The organism is Bacteroidota bacterium, from assembly GCA_018692315.1.
GTDB lineage: Bacteria > Bacteroidota > Bacteroidia > Bacteroidales > JABHKC01 > JABHKC01.
Window position 1 is genome coordinate 37,470 of record JABHKC010000115.1, and the last position, 18,991, is coordinate 56,460.

The following is an 18,991-nucleotide window of genomic DNA, read 5'->3' on the forward strand; positions in this document are numbered from 1 at the left end:
GATATTTTAGTTTTGATTTTCAAATTTCTGATTGATAATTTCTTTATAGAAATCAATTAATTTGGCAGATTGATTTGTGTTGTCGAAATTGGTTCTTATTAAATCGATAGCCTTCTCCCCTACTCTTTCACATAATGTTTCATTTCCCGACAATTCTAAAATAGTTTGAATAAATTCATCGGGAGTATTTGCCAGAAAAATGTCTTTTTTGTGAGTACTATTTATTCCTTCTGTACCTATATTAGTAGAAATAATAGTTTTCCCAAGAGCCATACCTTCAATAATTTTAATGCGCATTCCGCTACCCGAAAGTAGTGGTACTATCATAACAGATTTTGAATTCATAAAATCATAAGCATCAGGCACTTCTCCCAAATATATTACATTTTTTTGCAAAGAAATAATTTTGAACAACCAGTCAGGAGCATTTCTTCCGGCAATATGAAATTTCAGTTCGCCATTTTTTTGCAAAACCTTGTTCCATACATTTTTAAAAAACCATTGCAAACCTTCCTGATTTGGAGCCCAATCTAAAGCACCAATATGAAAAAATGATGGGAATTTGGCTTTTTTGCTACTTCTTTTAATATCATAAATATCAAATCCGGTCTGGCTCACATGAACCGGTTTATTGTTTCCGAATGTCTGAAAGAATTTTGCATCATGTTCAGTAATTGGAACAATGGCATCGTAGCTATTCAAAATATTTTGTTTTAGTTTTTTTATTCTTTTTGATAAAAAAAGAAGATATTTTTTTCTTAAAATATTTTTTTCGTTACTGGCCACTCTTTCCCAAATCTGATGCTCAATGTTGTGAGCTCTAAGAACAATTATTCCATCCGAAAATTTTCGAATAATTGGAATATACAAAGTCATATAAAGACCTTCGAGCTGTATGACATCATATTTTTCTATTTGCAATAATTCAACAAGTTTTTCTTCGAAATTCTTATCTATGAATCTTTCAGCACTATATGGGAGTTTCGAAAAAAGAATATTTTTAATAGCAGCCATTTTCGTAATTGGAGCTTCAACATAAATTCCAAGAATTTTGACTAACTTTTTAACATTTTCCGGCAAGTCAGACAAGTCGTAGAAATGTTTTGAAGTATTCATCGCCAAGATTGTTGAACTATGGCCAAGCTTTGCAAAACCCTTTGCCAGATTTAAAGTTGCAATTGCACCGCCATCAATTGGAGGATATGGAACTTTATTTGAAAGTTGGATTATCTTCATTTATCATTTTTTCAAAAAAAGCTGCAATTAAGCAAAAAATGGTTTTCATAAGATAAAATTCAGGCAAAAGATTTACATTATTATTTACACTATTAAGCGAAAACATTAGTTACTCGATTTTTTGTTCTTTAACTTAATTATTCTTTTGAAGAAATTCATATATGTATCAATATTCAAAACGGCAGAATCTGTTGTAGCTTTATAAGTTAGAAAAATTCCAAGAGGCAACAATATCACCGAAGATAGCCACATTCCTTGATATGAAGGTAATATGCCTTCGCGAACAAATTTTTCTCCGGTAATAGAAATTATATAATATAAAAGAAAGAACAGAACAGAAACAACCATTGGCATTCCGAGACCTCCTTTACGGATGATAGCTCCCAATGGAGCTCCAATAAAAAACAGCACCAAACAAGCAAAGGATAATGAGAACTTTCGATGCCATTCAATCAGATGCCTGTTAATCCACTTTGCTCGGTTGTGCAAATCTTTTTTCGATGAAACTATGTAAGAATTAGTGGATCGAGCATAATTTAATGCCAAATCTATTGCCTTTTTCTTTTTTTCATATTCTAAAGATTCAAAAACACTATCTATATCAAAACTTTTGTCGTATAGTTGAATTGTATCCAACATAATATTTGAAGTATCAGGATTTCGTTTATCTCTATTTGGTATAATTTTAAAATAATTCGATTTCAAAATGTTAGTATAAAAAAGTTCTTGCCTATTTTCTCTAGTAATTTTTAAAGAATCAACTGCAGTTGATAGCTGCCCGAGATTTAACATTTGATAATGCTTTTTGAATAGGTTTTCATCGGTTCGTGTAAGGTCAAATCCTTTAAGTCTGAACATTAAAGTTTGTTCCTCGAATGTTTCCCGTCTCTGTGGATGCTTTTTATCTGCATTTCTAACATTTTTTTCTATTTGCTCTTCATAACTTTTTCCGCTATATAGCTGCAATACAAGAAATCTACTGTCGGGTGTAACCTTCATATATCCCGAATCGGCAATAGTTGTGTTAATATTTCCTTTATGCTCTTTAAGATGATTGTATATCATAATATCATAAAGAGTATTATTCTGTTTGTTTTTTTCACCTATTTTTATGGAGTAGTTGTCAATTCCATTAAAAAATACTCCTTCTTTGATATTCAATTCGGGACGCAATTGCCGGACATCCCAAAGTAACGAACTCATTTTCAAATTTGTATATGGAATTATATGATTCGAGAAATAGAACGCTCCGATACTCATAATAACCGATAATACTATAATTGGCAACAAAATTCTTTGAAGGGAAATTCCTGAAGACTTCAGTGCTGTCAATTCGTTGTACTCTCCTAAACTACCAAAAGTCATGATAGATGCTAACAAAACTGCCAGAGGAAGAGCCATTGGGACAAGCCATGTTGAAACATATAACAACAGCTTTGCAATTATATACCATTCTAAACCTTTTCCAACCAATTCGTCAATATATTTCCAAAGCCACTGCATTAATAACACAAATAAAGCAATGAAAAAGGTCAGAATTAGTGGCCCCAGATATGATTGTAATATAAATTTATGAAGCTTTTTCACTCAAATTAATATAGTTGTTGTTTTACGGAACTTATCATTTTTTGAATTTGAATATATGCAAAAAATTAATATATATTAAGTGAAAAAGCTATAATTTCATGAAGCAGAAAATTCAAATTATTATAATATATTTTTCAAAATAGTTTGATAATGTTTGTGTGTTTTATCTACTAAAAATTATTTTGAAGATACTTTGAATATTTAAAAACTAAATAATAAATAATTGACCTCCATCAGTTTAAGAATATTACAAACCTATGGTGCGTTTTAGATTTCCTATTTGTTTTGTCCAAAGTTCAATTGCATCTGCTTTTTCGTCTTCTTCGGCAAAATCTGTTATGAGTAATGCAACATCGCGTGTTAGCTCATCAATATTTATTTTAAACTCAAAAAATGAATCTTCTTCTTCATCGTCTAACCATTTAAATCGAACATACTTATTATCTTTTTTCAGAAGCAATTCTGCTTGTTGCTCAGATCCATCCCAAATAAATGTAAAGATTTTTCCTTGAAGGTTTACATCGTCGGCAAACCATTCGGATAAACCTCCGGGCGAACTTAAACGATAAAACAACACTTTTGGGGAAGTATTTATTGTAAATTCAATTGTATATTGTTCTAAACTCATAATCAAATTTTTAATATTGACAATATTTAATTGTTGCAATATATTAATTTTTATTCAATAAAAAAATGCCACGTATTGGTTTTAACAAAATATTACTTTAATTATTGTAGTAAATAAAAATATTTAATTTGGCTAAAACTTCCAACTTTGAAATATCAGTCTATTAAGGAACTATTTCGCATAATTTACAGAGCGGGTTTCCCTAATTACGGTAATTTTTATTTGCCCGGGATAGGTCATCTCAGTTTGGATTTTTTTTGCAATATCATAAGAAAGTGTATCTGATTCTTTATCGCTAATTTTATCGCTACCGACTATGACTCTAAGTTCTCTACCAGCTTGAATTGCATAGGTTTTCATAACACCTGGGTATGAAAGAGCCAATTCTTCAAGATCTTTCAATCGTTTAATGTACGAATCTACAACTTCTCTTCTTGCTCCGGGTCTTGCTCCTGATATGGCATCGCAAGTTTGCACTAATGGTGCAATCAGGCTGGTCATTTCAACCTCGTCGTGGTGTGAACCAATTGCATTACAAACTTCTGGTTTTTCTTTATACTTTTCTGCCAATTTCATTCCAAAAACTGCGTGAGACAATTCTGGTTCATCGTCTGGTACTTTTCCTATATCGTGCAATAATCCGGCTCGTTTGGCAATTTTTGGATTCAGCCCGAGTTCTGAAGCCATGATAGCACACAGATTTGCAGTTTCACGAGAGTGTTGCAACAAATTTTGTCCATAGCTCGAACGATATTTCATTTTTCCTACAAGCCGTATTAATTCTGGATGAAGCCCATGAATTCCAAGATCTATTGCAGTGCGTTTTCCTACTTCAATTATTTCTTCCTCAATTTGCTTTTTTGTCTTTTTCACTACTTCTTCTATCCTTGCCGGATGAATTCTTCCGTCAGTAACCAATTTGTGTAAAGCAAGTCGTGCTATTTCTCTACGAACCGAATCGAATGCCGATAAAACAATTGCTTCGGGAGTATCGTCCACAATGATTTCTACTCCTGTAGCAGCTTCTAATGCACGTATATTTCTTCCTTCACGTCCAATAATTCTTCCTTTAATTTCATCGCTATCAATATTAAAAACAGTTACTGAATTTTCAATAATATTTTCTGATGCTACTCTTTGAATTGTCTGCATTATTATTCGTTTTGCCTCTTTGTTTGCAGTCATTTTGGCATCTTCCATAATATTATTTATATACGACATTGCCTCAGTTTTTGCTTCAGCTTTCAACGAATCTATTAGCAAGGCTTTTGCTTGCTCTGCCGACATTGCAGCAACATTTTGTAATTGTTCAATCTGGTCTTTTAACAGTTTGTCTAACTCTTTATTTTTCTTATCGATTAATTCAAGTTGCTTAGAAACATTAGAATTAAGTGTTTCAACTTCTTTTTTCCCAATCTCTAGCTCCTTGTTTTTTCGTTGAAGGTCTTCCTTTCTTTGTAGAAACGATGATTCTTTTTGTTTTAAGCGATTTTCTGTGTTAGCAATTTTTGAATTTCTTTCCTGAGCTTGTTTGTCAAATTCTTTTCTCATCTGAAAAGATTTCTCTTTTGCTAGTAAAATTTTCTCATTTTTAATTGCTTCTGCCTTCAAATCGGCTTCCTTAATTATACTTGAACTTTTGTTGGCAATTACTTTTTTCCAATAAGAACTAGTGGCTGCCCACCCAATTATCAGAGCAATTACACCAACTGACAAATTAATAATAATATCCATTTTGTTTTTATTTAATAATAATATATATATAAAAAAACCCGCATAAATTCCCTATAAATTTAAAAAACCCCTAAATAACATGGGTGGAGAGGCCAAATATTTCTTGCTTCCAATGTCTTCAAATAAATGAAGAGCCTAAATAAATAGGTTAAGGCCTGCCTTACATATGTGTGAGCTTATCTCCAATATCAATAATGTTGAGTTTCCAAACAAATAAGAAATAATGCGGGCAATATCTTGCTTTATCTTTAAGAACGTACAAATCACTCTAAATCAAGATAATCGTCTAATAAATTATCTATATCATACAGACTCTTTTTAATCTCTATAAAATCTTTATTTTTAATATCTTCTAATTTCTGAACAAACTGCAAGGATGACATGGTTAATAATTGAAAATCATCATTTTGTGGATACCTTTGTTTATATTGATAAAATTTATCATTTAATAGTTTTGAAGCTATCCTTATAGTTTCTTCTTCATTGTTATTTTTTCCTACTCTTACCGGATATTTTCTTCCGGCGATTGTAACATTTATTAATCTTTTTTCTTCCATTAACAAAATAATTAACTGTTTAAGAGAGCAATACAACCATCAATTTCCCGCACAATTGAATTGATTTTGTCTTTTGCCTCATGTCTATCTTTTACAGATGAAAGCAATACATTTGAGACTTTTATGTCATTATAATTACTTTCCGACTCAGCTAATCTCTTCTTTAAGTCTTTAATTTCTTCTTCTAATTTTTTTTCGTTTGTAACTAATTTTTCTCTATCACTCTTAATTTCAATATTTTCATTAATGAGAAATTCGATTTTTCCTTTCACTGCAACAATCAAATCTTTTATCTCATTTTTCATTTTCACTAATTATCACCGACAAAATTACTAATTCTAAGATAAATTTCAAATATAAATAGAGAACTAAATTAACAATTTTATTTTAATAATGAAAGAAAGTAACAATAAAATTGATTCAAATTTTTTTTGCCTCTATTTTTTATAAAAAAAATATACTTTTGGCTAAAAATAATCAATTGTTTTCAAATACATAATTTTCAGATATACTGATGTTTACATTACAAATTAAACATGGCAACTAAAAAGAAGAGTATTATAATTATATTTATATTTTGTTTTCATTTTGCATATTCGCAAAAAGATTATCCTCAGAACTATTTCCGTTCACCAGTTGATATTCCAATTTTTTTATCAGGAAATTTTGGTGAAATTAGGGCTTCACATTTCCATTCAGGAATCGATATTAAAACTCAAGGCATAGTTGGGAAATATATTTATGCAGCAGCTGAAGGATACGTTTCAAGGATAAAAATCAGCCCAAGTGGTTATGGGAATGCTCTTTATATAACTCATCCGAATGGTTTGCTTACAGTTTACGGCCATTTGAAAAGTTTTAATGATACCATAGCTAAATATGTGTTAGCTCAACATTATGCGAAAAAAAAGTTTGCAATGAATTTGTTTCCTTCCTCCGATAAATTTCCTGTTTCTAAAGGTCAAATTATTGGATATAGCGGAAACTCAGGATTTTCTGGCGGACCACACTTACACTTCGAAATTCGGGATTCTAAAACTGAAAACCCATTAAATCCGCTTTTATTTAATTTTGAAATTAAGGACGATATTTCTCCTAAACTTTACGATTTATACATATATCCTCAAAACAGCCACAGTTTTGTCGATAATCAGAACTATTCAAAAAAAATAGCTCTTACAGGCAAAAAAGGAGAATACAAACTAAAAAATGAAAAGACATTTGAAGTTTACGGAGAAATTGGTTTTGGGCTAAAAACTTACGATTTCTTGAATGGTTCTCATAACAGGTGTGGAGCTTATTCAGTGAAAGTTTTTGTTGATAACAATTTGATCTATTTTCACGAACTCACAGAGTTTTCATTTTCGGAAACGAGCTATATAAAAAGTTTTATTGATTATTTTGAAAAAGAGAAAAATAGCAGCAAGGTTCAAAAGAATTTTGTTGAGCCAAACAATAAATTAAGCATATATAATCACTTAATAAACAGAGGTGTATATGAATTTGTTGATGACACAATTCACTTGGTAAGTTTTGAAGTGAAAGATGCCTATAATAATATTTCCACTTTAAGTTTTAACATAAAAAGCGGTTTTCCTGAAACAATCAAGGCTGACGAAAAAATGAATGATTATGTAATGGCAATGCCTTTTCAAATTCAAAACACATATGAAAATGAGGGTATTAAGATTTTAATTCCGAAAAATACTTTGTTCGACAATCTATTTTTTGAATATTCCGCTTATGATTTACCTTTGAACCAATATTCGAAAATTCATAATGTTCACAACAAATTCACACCTTTGAATAAGGCTTTTACAATTTCGATAAAATCGGATAAAATCCCAAAAAAATATTATGAAAAGTCTGTAATTGCAACCTTCGATGAGAATTATTCAATTACAGGCTCGATAGGCGGAACAGTGAAAGACAATTTTATCAGTGCAAAATCTGTACAATTTGGCTCGTTTGCAATTGCCATTGACACAGTTGTACCGGAAATAAAACCTTTGAACATAACCGATGGAAAAAACATAAGTAAATCTAAAAATATAAAATTCCGGATTTCTGACGATTTATCAGGCATAAAATCATACATTGGATATATTGACGAAAAATGGGTTTTGTTTAGGTATGATGCAAAAACCCAAACAATATTTTACAATTTCAGTGATGACAAAATTGATAAAGGACTTCAACACAAATTAGTATTATTTGTGATTGACAATAAAAATAATAAAGCTTCTTTTGAAGCAAATTTTACATGGTAATTTTTTGATATAAAAACATTTAGCTTTGGACGAAATAATAAAAAATAATCTGACAATTCTTTTTGAAGATTGGGCAGACGAAAAAGTGAGCACATTTTCAGCATTGCCAGTTTCAGGCTCATCAAGAAAATATTTTAGGATTGTAGGTGAAAACAATCAAGCTATTGGAGCTTTCAACAATAATTTTGAAGAGAATGATGCATTTATTGATTTTTCTCAACATTTTTTCAATAAAAAACTTCAAGTACCCGAAATTTATTCTGTTGATTTGTCAAAAAACATTTATTTATTACAAGATTTGGGGAATGAAACTTTATTTTCGGTATTAAATAAAAAGAATAACTGGGAAAAACACTCAACTGAGCTTATTGATGTATATAAAAATGTTGTTGAAGAATTATTAAAATTTCAAACAATTGGAAACGACGGACTTGATTACTCAAAATGTTATCCTCGTCAGAAATTCGACGAACAATCAATAATGTGGGATCTGAATTATTTTAAGTACTATTTTCTTAAACTTGCTGATATTAAGTTTAATGAGCAAAAACTTGAGGACAATTTTTTGCGGTTCGCTAAACATTTGATTCAAGCCAATAGCAATTTTTTCATGTTCAGAGATTTCCAGTCGCGAAATATTATGATTTCGAATAATGAAATATATTTTATTGATTATCAAGGTGGAAGAAAAGGTGCTTTGCAATACGATCTTGCTTCCTTACTTTTTCAGGCTAAAGCTGAAATTCCGTTTCAAATTCGAGACGAAATATTAAGGCACTATTTGAAAATTGCTAAACAAAATGCGCAAATAGATACAGAAGAATTTATGAAGTACTATTATTCATTTGTTTTGATTAGAACATTGCAAGTGCTTGGAGCATATGGGTTTAGAGGTTTTTACGAAAGAAAATCCCATTTTATTGAAAGCATCCCATTTGCAATAAAAAATTTGAAATGGATTACAGAGAACCAACCATTGCCAATAGAACTTCGCGAACTTTTCTACACTTTCAAACAAATTATTTCGTCAGAAAAATTCAAAACTGAAAATACAGATAAAAATATTTTAACTGTAAATATTTGCAGCTTTTCGTACAAGAAAAAAGGAATTCCAATTGATATGTCGGGAAATGGCGGTGGATTTGTTTTTGATTGCCGAGCTAATAACAATCCAGGGAGATATAAAGAATATCAGAACTTTACAGGAAAAGATAAGGCTGTGATTGACTTTTTTAAAGACGACTTGAAAATAAAAAACTTTCTTACGAACATATATAATATAGTGGACGATGCGGTTGAAAATTATATTGAACGAAAATTTTCAAATTTAGCTGTAAATTTTGGATGCACAGGTGGTCAGCATCGTTCAGTTTATTCTGCCGAAATGCTTGCAAAACATTTGCAAAAATATGGTTGCAAAATTATTCTTAAGCATCAGGAATTTGAGAATATATAATTCATTTTTCAAAACTAAAAACTGAATCCTATGAAAGCTATGATTTTAGCTGCAGGCCTGGGAACACGTCTGAAACCGATGACAAATACAGTTCCAAAAGCATTAGTAGAAATCAACAATAAAACCCTACTCGAAATTGCAATATTAAATCTATATTCGTCTGGCTTTGATGATATTATAATAAATGTTCATCATTTTTCGGAGAAAGTAATTGAATTTGTAAAATTGAATAAATTTGAAGCAAAAATTACAATCTCAGATGAATCTGAAAAATTGCTTGATACTGGAGGAGGATTATTTTTTGCCAAAGAATTTTTTGATAAAAAAGAACCATTTCTTATCTACAATGTCGATATTTTGTCAGATATTGATTTGAAAAAATTGCACAATTCGCATATCAAATCTAATGCAATTGGAACAGTAGCAGTGCGAAATCGTTCGACTTCAAGATATTTATTGTTCGATGAAAATAAAAATCTTTCAGGTTGGAAAAATATTAAAAGCGGTGAGACTAAAATAGTTAGACAAAATCAGAAAGATTTAACACCTCTTGCTTTTAGTGGAATTCAAATAATTGATCCAAAGATTTTTGAACTTTACGAAAAAATTGGCAAGTTTTCAATAATTGATGTATTGCTTTCATTGGCAAAAAATGAACAGATAAAAGCTTTTCGGCACGACAATGATTTTTGGATGGATCTCGGGAAACCGGAGAATCTTCAACTTGCAGAAAAATTGCTAAATCGCCAAAAGTAATGAATACAAAAAATAATATTTCAGCAATAATTCTTGCAGCCGGAAATTCCGAAAGGATGAATTTTCATAAGGCATTCTTAAGATTTGATAACAAAACTACTTTTCTTGAAAAAATTATTGATGAATATTTAAATTTTGGAGTAAATGAAATTGTAGTAGTTCTAAATAATAATTCTTGTAAGCGTTTGAATTTTAACGAGTTCAACAAACAAAAAAAATGCAAATTGATAATCAATCCTGCACCGGAATTAGGACGATTCTATTCATTAAAATTAGCTCTAAATGAAATAAATACCGAGTTTTGTTTTGTTCAAAATGTTGATAATCCATTCGTAAATGAAAATATTTTGGAGAAATTATTTATAAACAGAAATGCTGATGCTTGCACAGTTCCAGTTTTTGAAACAAAAGGTGGGCACCCAATAATCATTAATAATCACATAAAATCGGAAATATTAAAATCTCCTAATCATCTAATCCTTAACGAATTTTTAAAAAACTATCAAAATCGAAAAATTGAAGTTGACGACAAAAGTGTTTTAATAAATATAAATACAAAGCAAGATTACTCAATAATTAATGGGATGAAATAGATTTTGTAGATTATTTAATTTTGCACTATTCCAAATTTATTCATATGCCCCTCTTTTCAATAAACTAATCTCTTTTTCGGTTAAAAAACGCCATCTACCCCGAGTAATTTTCTTTTTCGTCAATCCTGCAAAATATACTCTATCAAGTTTTATAATTCTATAACCCAAATGTTCGAAAATGCGGCGAACTATTCTATTTCTCCCTGAATGAATTTCGATTCCGATTTGTTTTTTATTGTCTGCCTCAACGTAGCTAATTGCATCGCAATTAACAAAACCATCTTCGAGCTCAAAACCTTCAGATATTTTACTCATATCGTTTTTAACCAGAGGTTTGTTTAACAACAAATGATAAATTTTCTTTTTATTATATTTAGGATGTGTGAGTTTTTTTGTCAAATCGCCATCGTTGGTAAAAAGCAAAATACCGCTCGTCATTTTGTCTAAACGCCCCACCGGATAAATTCTTTCTTTGCAAGCATTTTTTACTAAATCCATAACAGTTCTGTCTGCATGCGGATCGCTAACACTTGTAACATAATCTTTTGGTTTGTTCAGAACCAAATAGATTTTTTTTTCGGAAGAGAGCAGTTTTCCATTAAATTCGACTTTATCGTCAAGAAAAATTTTAAAACCGAGCTCAGATACAGTTTTTCCATTTACTGAAACTAATCCTGCGGCAATATATTTGTCGGCTTCACGCCTTGAACATTTTCCGGAATCGGCAATAAACTTATTAAGTCTAACTTTTTCATCTTCAACACTTTGTTTATCCGACCTAAATTCTTGTTTAGAAAATCTTGCTTTCTGAAAATTTCCCCTTTTTTCATAGGGAGGTTTTTGAGTTTTCTTTTCTGAATATCTGTCTTTTTCGTAAGAATTTTCATCATCACGAAAACTTCTTTTTACATTTTTCCTACTACCTGGATTTTTCTTATCAAAATTTCTATAAGTTTTCTTTTCGGAGAATCTGTCTTTTTCATGAGAATTTTCATCATCACGAAAACTTCTTTTTACATTTTTCCTGCTAGCTGGATTTTTCTTATCAAAACTTTTGGAAGTTTTCTTTTCGGAATATCTGTCTTTTTCATGAGAATTTTCATCATCACGAAAACTTCTCTTTACATTTTTCCTGCTAGCTGGATTTTTCTTATCAAAACTTTTGGAAGTTTTCTTTCTTTCGTTTCTATAACCTTCTCTATTCATAGTGCTTAGTTTGTTTTTCTATAGTTAAATCATTATTAATGAGCCTTGTATTATAAGATTGTATAATTCCTTTTAGGTGATTATTTAAATTTTCAACAAATTCATTTTTCGTTTTCTTAAGATTTTTTTTCAATAAACTATCCTTTTCTAAATTATACAAACCTACAGTTTTTGATTTGTCGTACTGAAGAACATGATTATTTTCAATCAATTGATAGATATTATTTAAATAATTTACTGCCATGCCTGTATTGCTACTGTCAAAGACTGAATTTCCAAAAGACAGAAATTCCTTTTCATAGTTCAAATAATCAAGAACCGATGGCATAATATCTATCTGCTGGCATTCTAATTTGCTTGTTCCTACCAGATTAGAATCTGAAGGATGGAAAAAAATTAGCGGAATTTCGTAGATTCCTGTTTTCGTAGTAAACTTTTTGTGCTCGTGTTTTTCAGTATGATCGGCAGTAATCACAAACAAAGTGTTTGCATACCAAGAAGTTTGGCTAACTGTTTCAAAAAATTTCTGCAAAGAAAAATCTGTGTATTGAATTGCTTGATGAATTTTGAGCTTACCTTGCTTAAATTTATCTTCATACTTCGGAGGAATTGAATATGGATGATGCGAAGACAAAGAAAAAATGACTGAAAAAAATGGTTCGGAGAAAATACTTAGATTTTTCGCAAAAAATTGAAAAAACTCCTCATCATAAATTCCCCAATTGCCATCAAAGTCAGATTCGTTGTTATATTCATTTCTTCCATAATAATTTTCTATTCCGCAAATTTCGATAAAATTATCAAAGCCCATTGTCCCATTTTTTCCACCATGGAAAAACGAGCTATGATAATCTTTTGACTTTAAAATACTTGCTGTGCTATTTATCCGATTTGTAGAATATTGCGATGTTATATAAGGATTTTCTGATAATGCCGGAATGCTTGCCAAAATTGCTGGCAAAGCTTCAATAGATTTTTTGCCGTTTGCATATGAATTTTCAAAAACCAAACTTTTTTTCATCAATGAATCTAAAAAGGGAGTATAACTATAAGTTTTATTGTACTTTCCAATATATTCTTCTGCAAAACTTTCTAAAATTATAATTACAACATTGTCGTTTTTGAATTTATCAACACTTCTGTAGATTTTGACTGGATTAAAATGTAAATCCAATTCAGATTCATCAAAATAATTGACTACTGAAAGTTCATTTTTGTTGATTGTGCTTACGATTGTAAATGCTGAATTCAAAACCAATGGGATGTTTTTAGCATCGGTATATTTTGCAGCAGAAATAATTCGTATTGGTTTTAGCTCAATTCCTCTGGCACCTATATAAAATACTGCCAAAATTAATATAGAGATTATGCCTTGAAAAACTCTTTGCTTTTTTGTTGTAGTAACATATCTTGCTTTTTCATTTTTTATCTTCGGATAAACAAAACATGTAATTATTATGATGGCAATCCAAGTAATTAACACAAACCAAAAATCGCGCAGATATTGAGGAAGCAAAGTAAGTACATCGTCTCCTAAGCCAAAAAGCGAGAATAAATCTGCTGTAGATCGTTTATTTATGAATTGAAAATACTGAGAATCAACAAAATTTGGGATCAAAACAATGCTAGTTTCTAATATGAACAATATTTTTAAGAACTTTTGATACGATTTTTTATAAACAAAATCAAAAGGAATTAAATGAAAAAGTATCAGTATCGAATAAATATAAATTATAGCTGCAAAATCGAAACGAGTTCCATAAAAATAAATTCCTATTAACTCAAAAAATGAAAGGTTTACGAAATATTCTGAATTGAATAAATAAAAATATAATCTGCAAAACTGAAACAGAATTAATAGCAGTAAAATCCTCTTAATCAGAACTATTAAATGATTTATGTATGCTTTCATTTTTGTTATAAAAAAAAGAGCTAAACATAAGGCAATCTATAAAAATCAAGAGTTTCAAACAGAAAATATCGAATTTATTCAAAAAGAAATAAAGTCAATAATTTGATTTTTACAGCCCCTCAAATAGCTCTTTTTTTGTATTGAATTATTAGAGATTTATTTTTTCTTGAACACTTCGTGAAATTCTTCTGAAGCACTTGAACCCCCATATGATGCCACATATATAATATCAATGCCGTAATTTCCACGATTTACTGTACCGGCATATCCACCTTCAGCAATTTCAACAACTTGCTTTACATTAAAATCGTCATCGAAAGTCTGGACAGGAATAAAAACAGTATCGCCAATTATGTCAGCAAAAATATCATTTCCTGAACCACCCAAATCTTTAAACCAAATTCGATTGTTAATTGCATCGTCATACTCAACATCAGATTCATATACTACTTCCGGATCATCGTGGTCAGTGAGATTTGTTTTGGTAATAATATATTCTCTTTGAAATTTATACATTTCATTTCTAATCGTTACATTTCTTTCTTTCGTTTCAGTATTTCCTGCTGCATCTGTAATAGAATAAGTAACAATATATTCACCAACTTCAACTGTTGCACCCGAGTCCAAATAAACATAAGGTTCTTGCTCGCCAAGAGCTTCAGTTTCTTCAAGAGCTTCAATATTGTGCGTAATTTCAATGTTTTCAGTAATCTCACCATCGAAATTATCCCATGCAGTTGCACCTAATTCAATATAGAAATCATTTAAATTCATATAGACATCAATATTTCCATTGGAATTAGTATTCAATAAAAGGTTCGGTTTAAATTCGTCTTTCTTTCCACAAGCACCTAAGATAAATGCAACAAGTATTAGAGCTGCAAACTGAATCAAATATTTATTTTTCATTACACATTAAATTTAGATTAAAAAAACAAAAATATGAATTTTTTATAAAACGAGGAGTTTTAAAATTTATTTGTATTGAATTTTATGAAAAAGGCTTTGCTTCGCAATAATATGGATTACTTGAATTGTAATAAATCAGTGTATAATAATAAATGGTAACATGCTAAACTAAAGCAAAATAAATAATATAACCGCAAAGGTCGCCATGTAAATCGCAATGATTCGCAAAGAAATCATATTCAATAACTTAGCGTTCTTTGCGCTTAAAATAAACTTCACAACAATCATAAATACAACACTTTAAACACACTGATTAGTTACATTAAATTTTATCGATTATATACAAAAAAAATAAAATTATTAGTAATATTGTAGGGTAAAATTATGATTCTATATTAATTAAAACAAACAACGATGGAAGAAACTAAAGTAAATTATTCGATTACTCCTTGGGGAGAAAAATTTGAAATTCCATTAGAGTCTGAATATCAGGCTGAATTGGAAAAAATTGAACATCAAGTTAAGGAAGCCAGAGCTGAGGGAAAAGAGATTGTTGTGGTGATGGGAGTAGGATTCGTTGGAGCTGTAATGGCAGCAATTGTAGCCGATACAAAAGACGAAAACGGAAAATCGACCAAATTTGTAATTGGCTGTCAACGTCCGAGCAAAAGAAGTTATTGGAAAATTCCGATACTTAATAGAGCAGAATCGCCTGTAAAAGCTGAAGATCCTGAAGTGGATATTTTGATAAATCGTTGCGTTCAAGACTCAAAAACTTTAGTTGCAACCTACAATAGCGATTGCCTAAAATTCGCCGATTGTGTCGTAGTTGATGTTCAGTGCGATTTCAAGAAAAACGATCTGGGAAATATGAAAACCGGCGATACTGATATGGCAGCCCTTGAAGCTACAATCAAAACTATTGGAGAAAGAGTTATGCCAAATTGCCTTACTTTGATAGAAACTACAGTAGCTCCGGGAACTACCGAATTTGTTGCCTGGCCAATTCTAAAAAAAGAATATAAAAAACGAGGAATTGACTCTGTGCCTTTACTTTCGCATAGTTTTGAAAGAGTTATGCCCGGCAGGGAATATGTAGCAAGTATTCGCGATTTTTGGAGAGTTTGTTCAGGTTGTGAATCGGAAGCACGTGCCCGAGTAGAAAAATTCTTGCACGAAGTTCTAAACACTAAAGAATTTCCATTGACAGTTATGGATCGACCCATTGAGTCTGAAACTACCAAAATAGTAGAAAATTCTTATCGTGCAACTACACTTGCATATTTGAACGAATGGAGCCTATTTGCTGAACGGAACGGAGTGGATATTATTAAGGTTATCAATGCAATTAAAATGAGACCTACCCATAGCAATATGATTTTCCCAGGTCCGGGAATTGGTGGATATTGTTTACCAAAAGACGGAGGTTTAGGCTATTGGGCATATCGCCATATTTTAGGTTTTGAAGACGGCGACAGTATTTTTAAACTTACACCAACAGCTATTGATATAAATGATACTCGTTCGCTGCATGTGGCAGAACTTACAAGAGATGCTTTAAGAAATATGGACAGATATATTGCTGGAGCAAAAGTCCTTATTTGTGGTGCAAGCTATCGTCAAGATGTGGGTGATACCCGATATAGCGGTAGCGAAATGGTTGTAAGGAAACTTTCGGAAATGGGTGCAGAAATGGACGTTCACGATCCATACGTAGAAAATTGGTATGAATTTGAAGAGCAAGACAATAAAAACGAGGAAGCATATTCATGGAAAAGGTTTTTCCGTAACCAACAAAACCTTACTGATATAAAAGTCTCGAAAAACTTACCCGAGGCTCTTAAAGACACCGAAGCTCTAATACTTGCTGTGCCGCATGAAGAATATTTGATATTAGATCCTGACGATATTGTGAAATGGGCTGGAGGACCAATAGCTATTGTAGATTGTTTTGGAATTTTGTCGGACGAAAAGATTCGTCGATATTTTGAATTAGACTGCGAAGTTAAAGCTCTTGGACGTGGACATATTGCCAGAATTAAGAGAGAAGTTAAGAAAAATTAGACGATAGAATTATCACTGGAAAAAAGCTTGAAGTTTTACTATTTCAAGCTTTTTTAATTATCAAGCCTAGCGAAAGTGTGAAGATTTTGAAATTTTATAACAAAGTACTTTTAAGAATCTGAAAAAGATTTAATTGCCGGGCACAGAATAAATTAATTTCATTTTTGATAATCACGAAAGATATTTTCCATATAATTGCATTTTGGAAATTTAAATTAGTAGTATTTGAATACATAATTTTATATACTTATAATTTTAACATTATTATAAACAAATCAGAACATTATGAAAATAATAGCAATAGGAAGAAACTATATCGAACATGCAAAAGAATTGAACAATCCGGTACCAAAAGAACCAATTTTTTTCCTTAAACCAGAAACTGCAATTCTAAGAAAAAACAAGCCATTTTATATCCCCGAATTTTCGAACGAAATACACTACGAACTTGAAGTGGTATTGCGAATAGACAAAATTGGAAAACATGTAGATAAAAAATTTGCACACAGATATTACAGTGAAATAGGTCTTGGAATAGATTTTACTGCTCGCGATTTGCAATCGAAATGTAAAAAAAACGGGCACCCTTGGGAAATTGCAAAAGCTTTTGATAACTCCGCTCCTATTAGCGATTTCGTAAGCAAAAATAATTTTCCCGATTTACAAAACATAAATTTTTCTCTAACTAAAAATGAAACAGTTGTACAAGACGGAAATACAAAACACATGATTTTCGATTTCGACGAAATTATTGCTTATGTTTCTAAATTTGTTTCCTTGAAAATAGGAGATATGATTTTTACTGGCACTCCTGCCGGTGTTGGCAAAGTTGAAATTGGCGATCGACTTACAGCTTTCCTTGAAGATAAGAAGCTTATGGATTTTGAAATTAAATAATATAAAACATTAAATATGAGAATTTTACAAAATGAAACTATAGGTCTGATTATTGATATGCAATCGGTGCTTTATCCGCATATCTACAAATACGAAATGCTTACAAAAAATACCTATACCTTAATTGAAGGGCTTAAAACTTTAAAAATACCATTGTTGATTACTCAACAATATACCAAGGGTTTGGGAGAAACTATAGCTCCTATTAAAAAACTTTTGGGAGATTATCAAACCATTGAGAAATCGTCTTTCAGTTGTTGCGATGATGAAGTTTTTATGCAGGAAATATCTTCCAATTCTAAGAAAAATATAATAATTGCAGGAATTGAATCGCATGTTTGTGTAATGCAAACTGCCATCGATCTAATTGAAAAAGGCTACCAACCAATTATTGTGGAAGATTGTGTTTCGTCGAGACACAAAAAGAACAAAAAAATTGCAATAGAACGAATGCGCTCAAAAGGTGCTATAATAACCGGATTCGAATCAATCCTATTTGAATTGTGCAGATATTCAAATAATGAATACTTTAAGAGTATCTCGAAAATAGTTAAGTAGTAAATCTCGAAAAAATCTATATGTTCATCTGAATATTGTAAATCATTTTCTTAAGAATATAATTTACAACAATTCCACTTTACTCCCATTTTTCAAGAATTTTACTAAAATACAATGTGTAGATTTTAACATAAATCTATCACTATAGTATAAAATTGCTATTACATAATATATGAATAATCAGGGCAATATGTGTCATGGTTATATTTTGTTGTAGTCTTATTAAATATTGTTGAATTATTGTACCTGATAAAAATTGAATAAAGATTTTTCATACAACAATTTTGTAAGCGAATCAAAAATTTATATTATGAAAAAAATTATTTTACTTTATTCAATTGTTCTATGTGCTTTGTTTAGCAGCGCACAGAATTACAATGCTGTTCTTGTTATAAACGATGGCATGTTAGGAATTATGGGAGCAGATGTAACAATCGGAAACCAAACAATCACTACTGATTTCTGGGGTGAAGCCTGGTTTAGTTTGCCTGCAGGAACTTATGTTTATTCTGTAACTGCAAATGGATATAGTTCAGCTCAGGACACTATTGAAATCACAAATGCCGATGTTTGGGAATATGTGTCGCTGCAAGCTCAAACTTATAATGCTGTTCTTGTTATAAACGAT

Annotated in this window: 17 protein-coding genes; 8 read left to right on the forward strand and 9 right to left on the reverse strand. The window is 30.8% G+C overall.

Going from position 1 to position 18,991, the window contains the following annotated elements:
• Nucleotides 1–6 precede the first annotated feature (6 nt).
• The 6 genes from HN894_09200 to HN894_09225 form a co-directional block, all read right to left on the reverse strand.
• Entirely contained in the window at nucleotides 7–1,236 is a 1,230-nt protein-coding gene (locus HN894_09200) for a glycosyltransferase family 4 protein (GenBank protein ID MBT7143502.1), read from the reverse strand.
• A 105-nt stretch (nucleotides 1,237–1,341) separates the two neighbouring features.
• Nucleotides 1,342–2,823 carry a YjgP/YjgQ family permease gene (locus HN894_09205; protein MBT7143503.1) on the reverse strand — a complete coding sequence of 494 codons (1,482 nt, stop codon included), beginning with the start codon at nucleotides 2,821–2,823 and terminating at the stop codon, nucleotides 1,342–1,344.
• Between the two features lie 247 nt (nucleotides 2,824–3,070).
• Nucleotides 3,071–3,457, reverse strand: coding sequence for an SRPBCC domain-containing protein (locus HN894_09210; protein ID MBT7143504.1), 387 nt, complete (start codon nucleotides 3,455–3,457; stop codon nucleotides 3,071–3,073).
• 165 nt (nucleotides 3,458–3,622) lie between these two features.
• Entirely contained in the window at nucleotides 3,623–5,185 is a 1,563-nt protein-coding gene (rny, locus tag HN894_09215) for a ribonuclease Y (protein MBT7143505.1), read from the reverse strand.
• A gap of 263 nt (nucleotides 5,186–5,448) precedes the next feature.
• On the reverse strand, nucleotides 5,449–5,742 hold the full coding sequence (locus tag HN894_09220) for a cell division protein ZapA (protein MBT7143506.1): 294 nt from the start codon (nucleotides 5,740–5,742) through the stop codon (nucleotides 5,449–5,451).
• 11 nt (nucleotides 5,743–5,753) lie between these two features.
• A complete protein-coding gene (locus tag HN894_09225; GenBank protein ID MBT7143507.1) occupies nucleotides 5,754–6,047 on the reverse strand; it encodes a hypothetical protein in 294 nt (97 codons plus the stop codon).
• 231 nt (nucleotides 6,048–6,278) lie between these two features.
• Here HN894_09225 and HN894_09230 point away from each other — a divergent pair, with 231 nt between their 5' ends.
• From HN894_09230 to HN894_09245, 4 genes are read left to right on the forward strand one after another with little or no spacing between them, the layout of a single operon-like run.
• The gene (locus tag HN894_09230) at nucleotides 6,279–8,012 is read left to right on the forward strand and encodes a M23 family metallopeptidase (protein MBT7143508.1); all 1,734 of its coding nucleotides are present in this window, start codon (nucleotides 6,279–6,281) and stop codon (nucleotides 8,010–8,012) included.
• A gap of 25 nt (nucleotides 8,013–8,037) precedes the next feature.
• The gene (locus HN894_09235) at nucleotides 8,038–9,468 is read left to right on the forward strand and encodes a phosphotransferase (protein MBT7143509.1); all 1,431 of its coding nucleotides are present in this window, start codon (nucleotides 8,038–8,040) and stop codon (nucleotides 9,466–9,468) included.
• Nucleotides 9,469–9,498: 30 nt separating this feature from the next.
• Nucleotides 9,499–10,224, forward strand: coding sequence for a nucleotidyltransferase family protein (locus HN894_09240; GenBank protein MBT7143510.1), 726 nt, complete (start codon nucleotides 9,499–9,501; stop codon nucleotides 10,222–10,224).
• Nucleotides 10,224–10,817, forward strand: a complete 594-nt coding sequence (locus tag HN894_09245) for an NTP transferase domain-containing protein (protein MBT7143511.1) — start codon at nucleotides 10,224–10,226, stop codon at nucleotides 10,815–10,817. Before HN894_09240 ends, HN894_09245 begins: the two co-directional genes overlap by 1 nt.
• A gap of 36 nt (nucleotides 10,818–10,853) precedes the next feature.
• Here the strand turns inward: HN894_09245 and HN894_09250 are convergent, their stop codons facing one another.
• From HN894_09250 to HN894_09260, 3 genes are all read right to left on the reverse strand, one after another.
• Entirely contained in the window at nucleotides 10,854–12,023 is a 1,170-nt protein-coding gene (locus tag HN894_09250; GenBank protein ID MBT7143512.1) for a pseudouridine synthase, read from the reverse strand.
• Nucleotides 12,016–13,935 carry an LTA synthase family protein gene (locus HN894_09255; protein ID MBT7143513.1) on the reverse strand — a complete coding sequence of 640 codons (1,920 nt, stop codon included), beginning with the start codon at nucleotides 13,933–13,935 and terminating at the stop codon, nucleotides 12,016–12,018. Before HN894_09255 ends, HN894_09250 begins: the two co-directional genes overlap by 8 nt.
• Nucleotides 13,936–14,091: 156 nt before the next feature.
• Complete coding sequence (locus HN894_09260) at nucleotides 14,092–14,844, reverse strand: hypothetical protein (protein MBT7143514.1); 753 nt, start codon at nucleotides 14,842–14,844, stop codon at nucleotides 14,092–14,094.
• A gap of 414 nt (nucleotides 14,845–15,258) precedes the next feature.
• Here HN894_09260 and HN894_09265 point away from each other — a divergent pair, with 414 nt between their 5' ends.
• The 4 genes from HN894_09265 to HN894_09280 all read left to right on the forward strand — a co-directional run.
• Entirely contained in the window at nucleotides 15,259–16,908 is a 1,650-nt protein-coding gene (locus HN894_09265) for a GDP-mannose dehydrogenase (protein ID MBT7143515.1), read from the forward strand.
• Between the two features lie 285 nt (nucleotides 16,909–17,193).
• Nucleotides 17,194–17,805, forward strand: coding sequence for a fumarylacetoacetate hydrolase family protein (locus HN894_09270; GenBank protein ID MBT7143516.1), 612 nt, complete (start codon nucleotides 17,194–17,196; stop codon nucleotides 17,803–17,805).
• Between the two features lie 15 nt (nucleotides 17,806–17,820).
• The gene (locus HN894_09275; protein ID MBT7143517.1) at nucleotides 17,821–18,363 is read left to right on the forward strand and encodes a hydrolase; all 543 of its coding nucleotides are present in this window, start codon (nucleotides 17,821–17,823) and stop codon (nucleotides 18,361–18,363) included.
• A gap of 310 nt (nucleotides 18,364–18,673) precedes the next feature.
• A partial coding sequence (locus tag HN894_09280) for a hypothetical protein (GenBank protein MBT7143518.1) occupies nucleotides 18,674–18,991 on the forward strand: 318 nt, incomplete at its 3' end.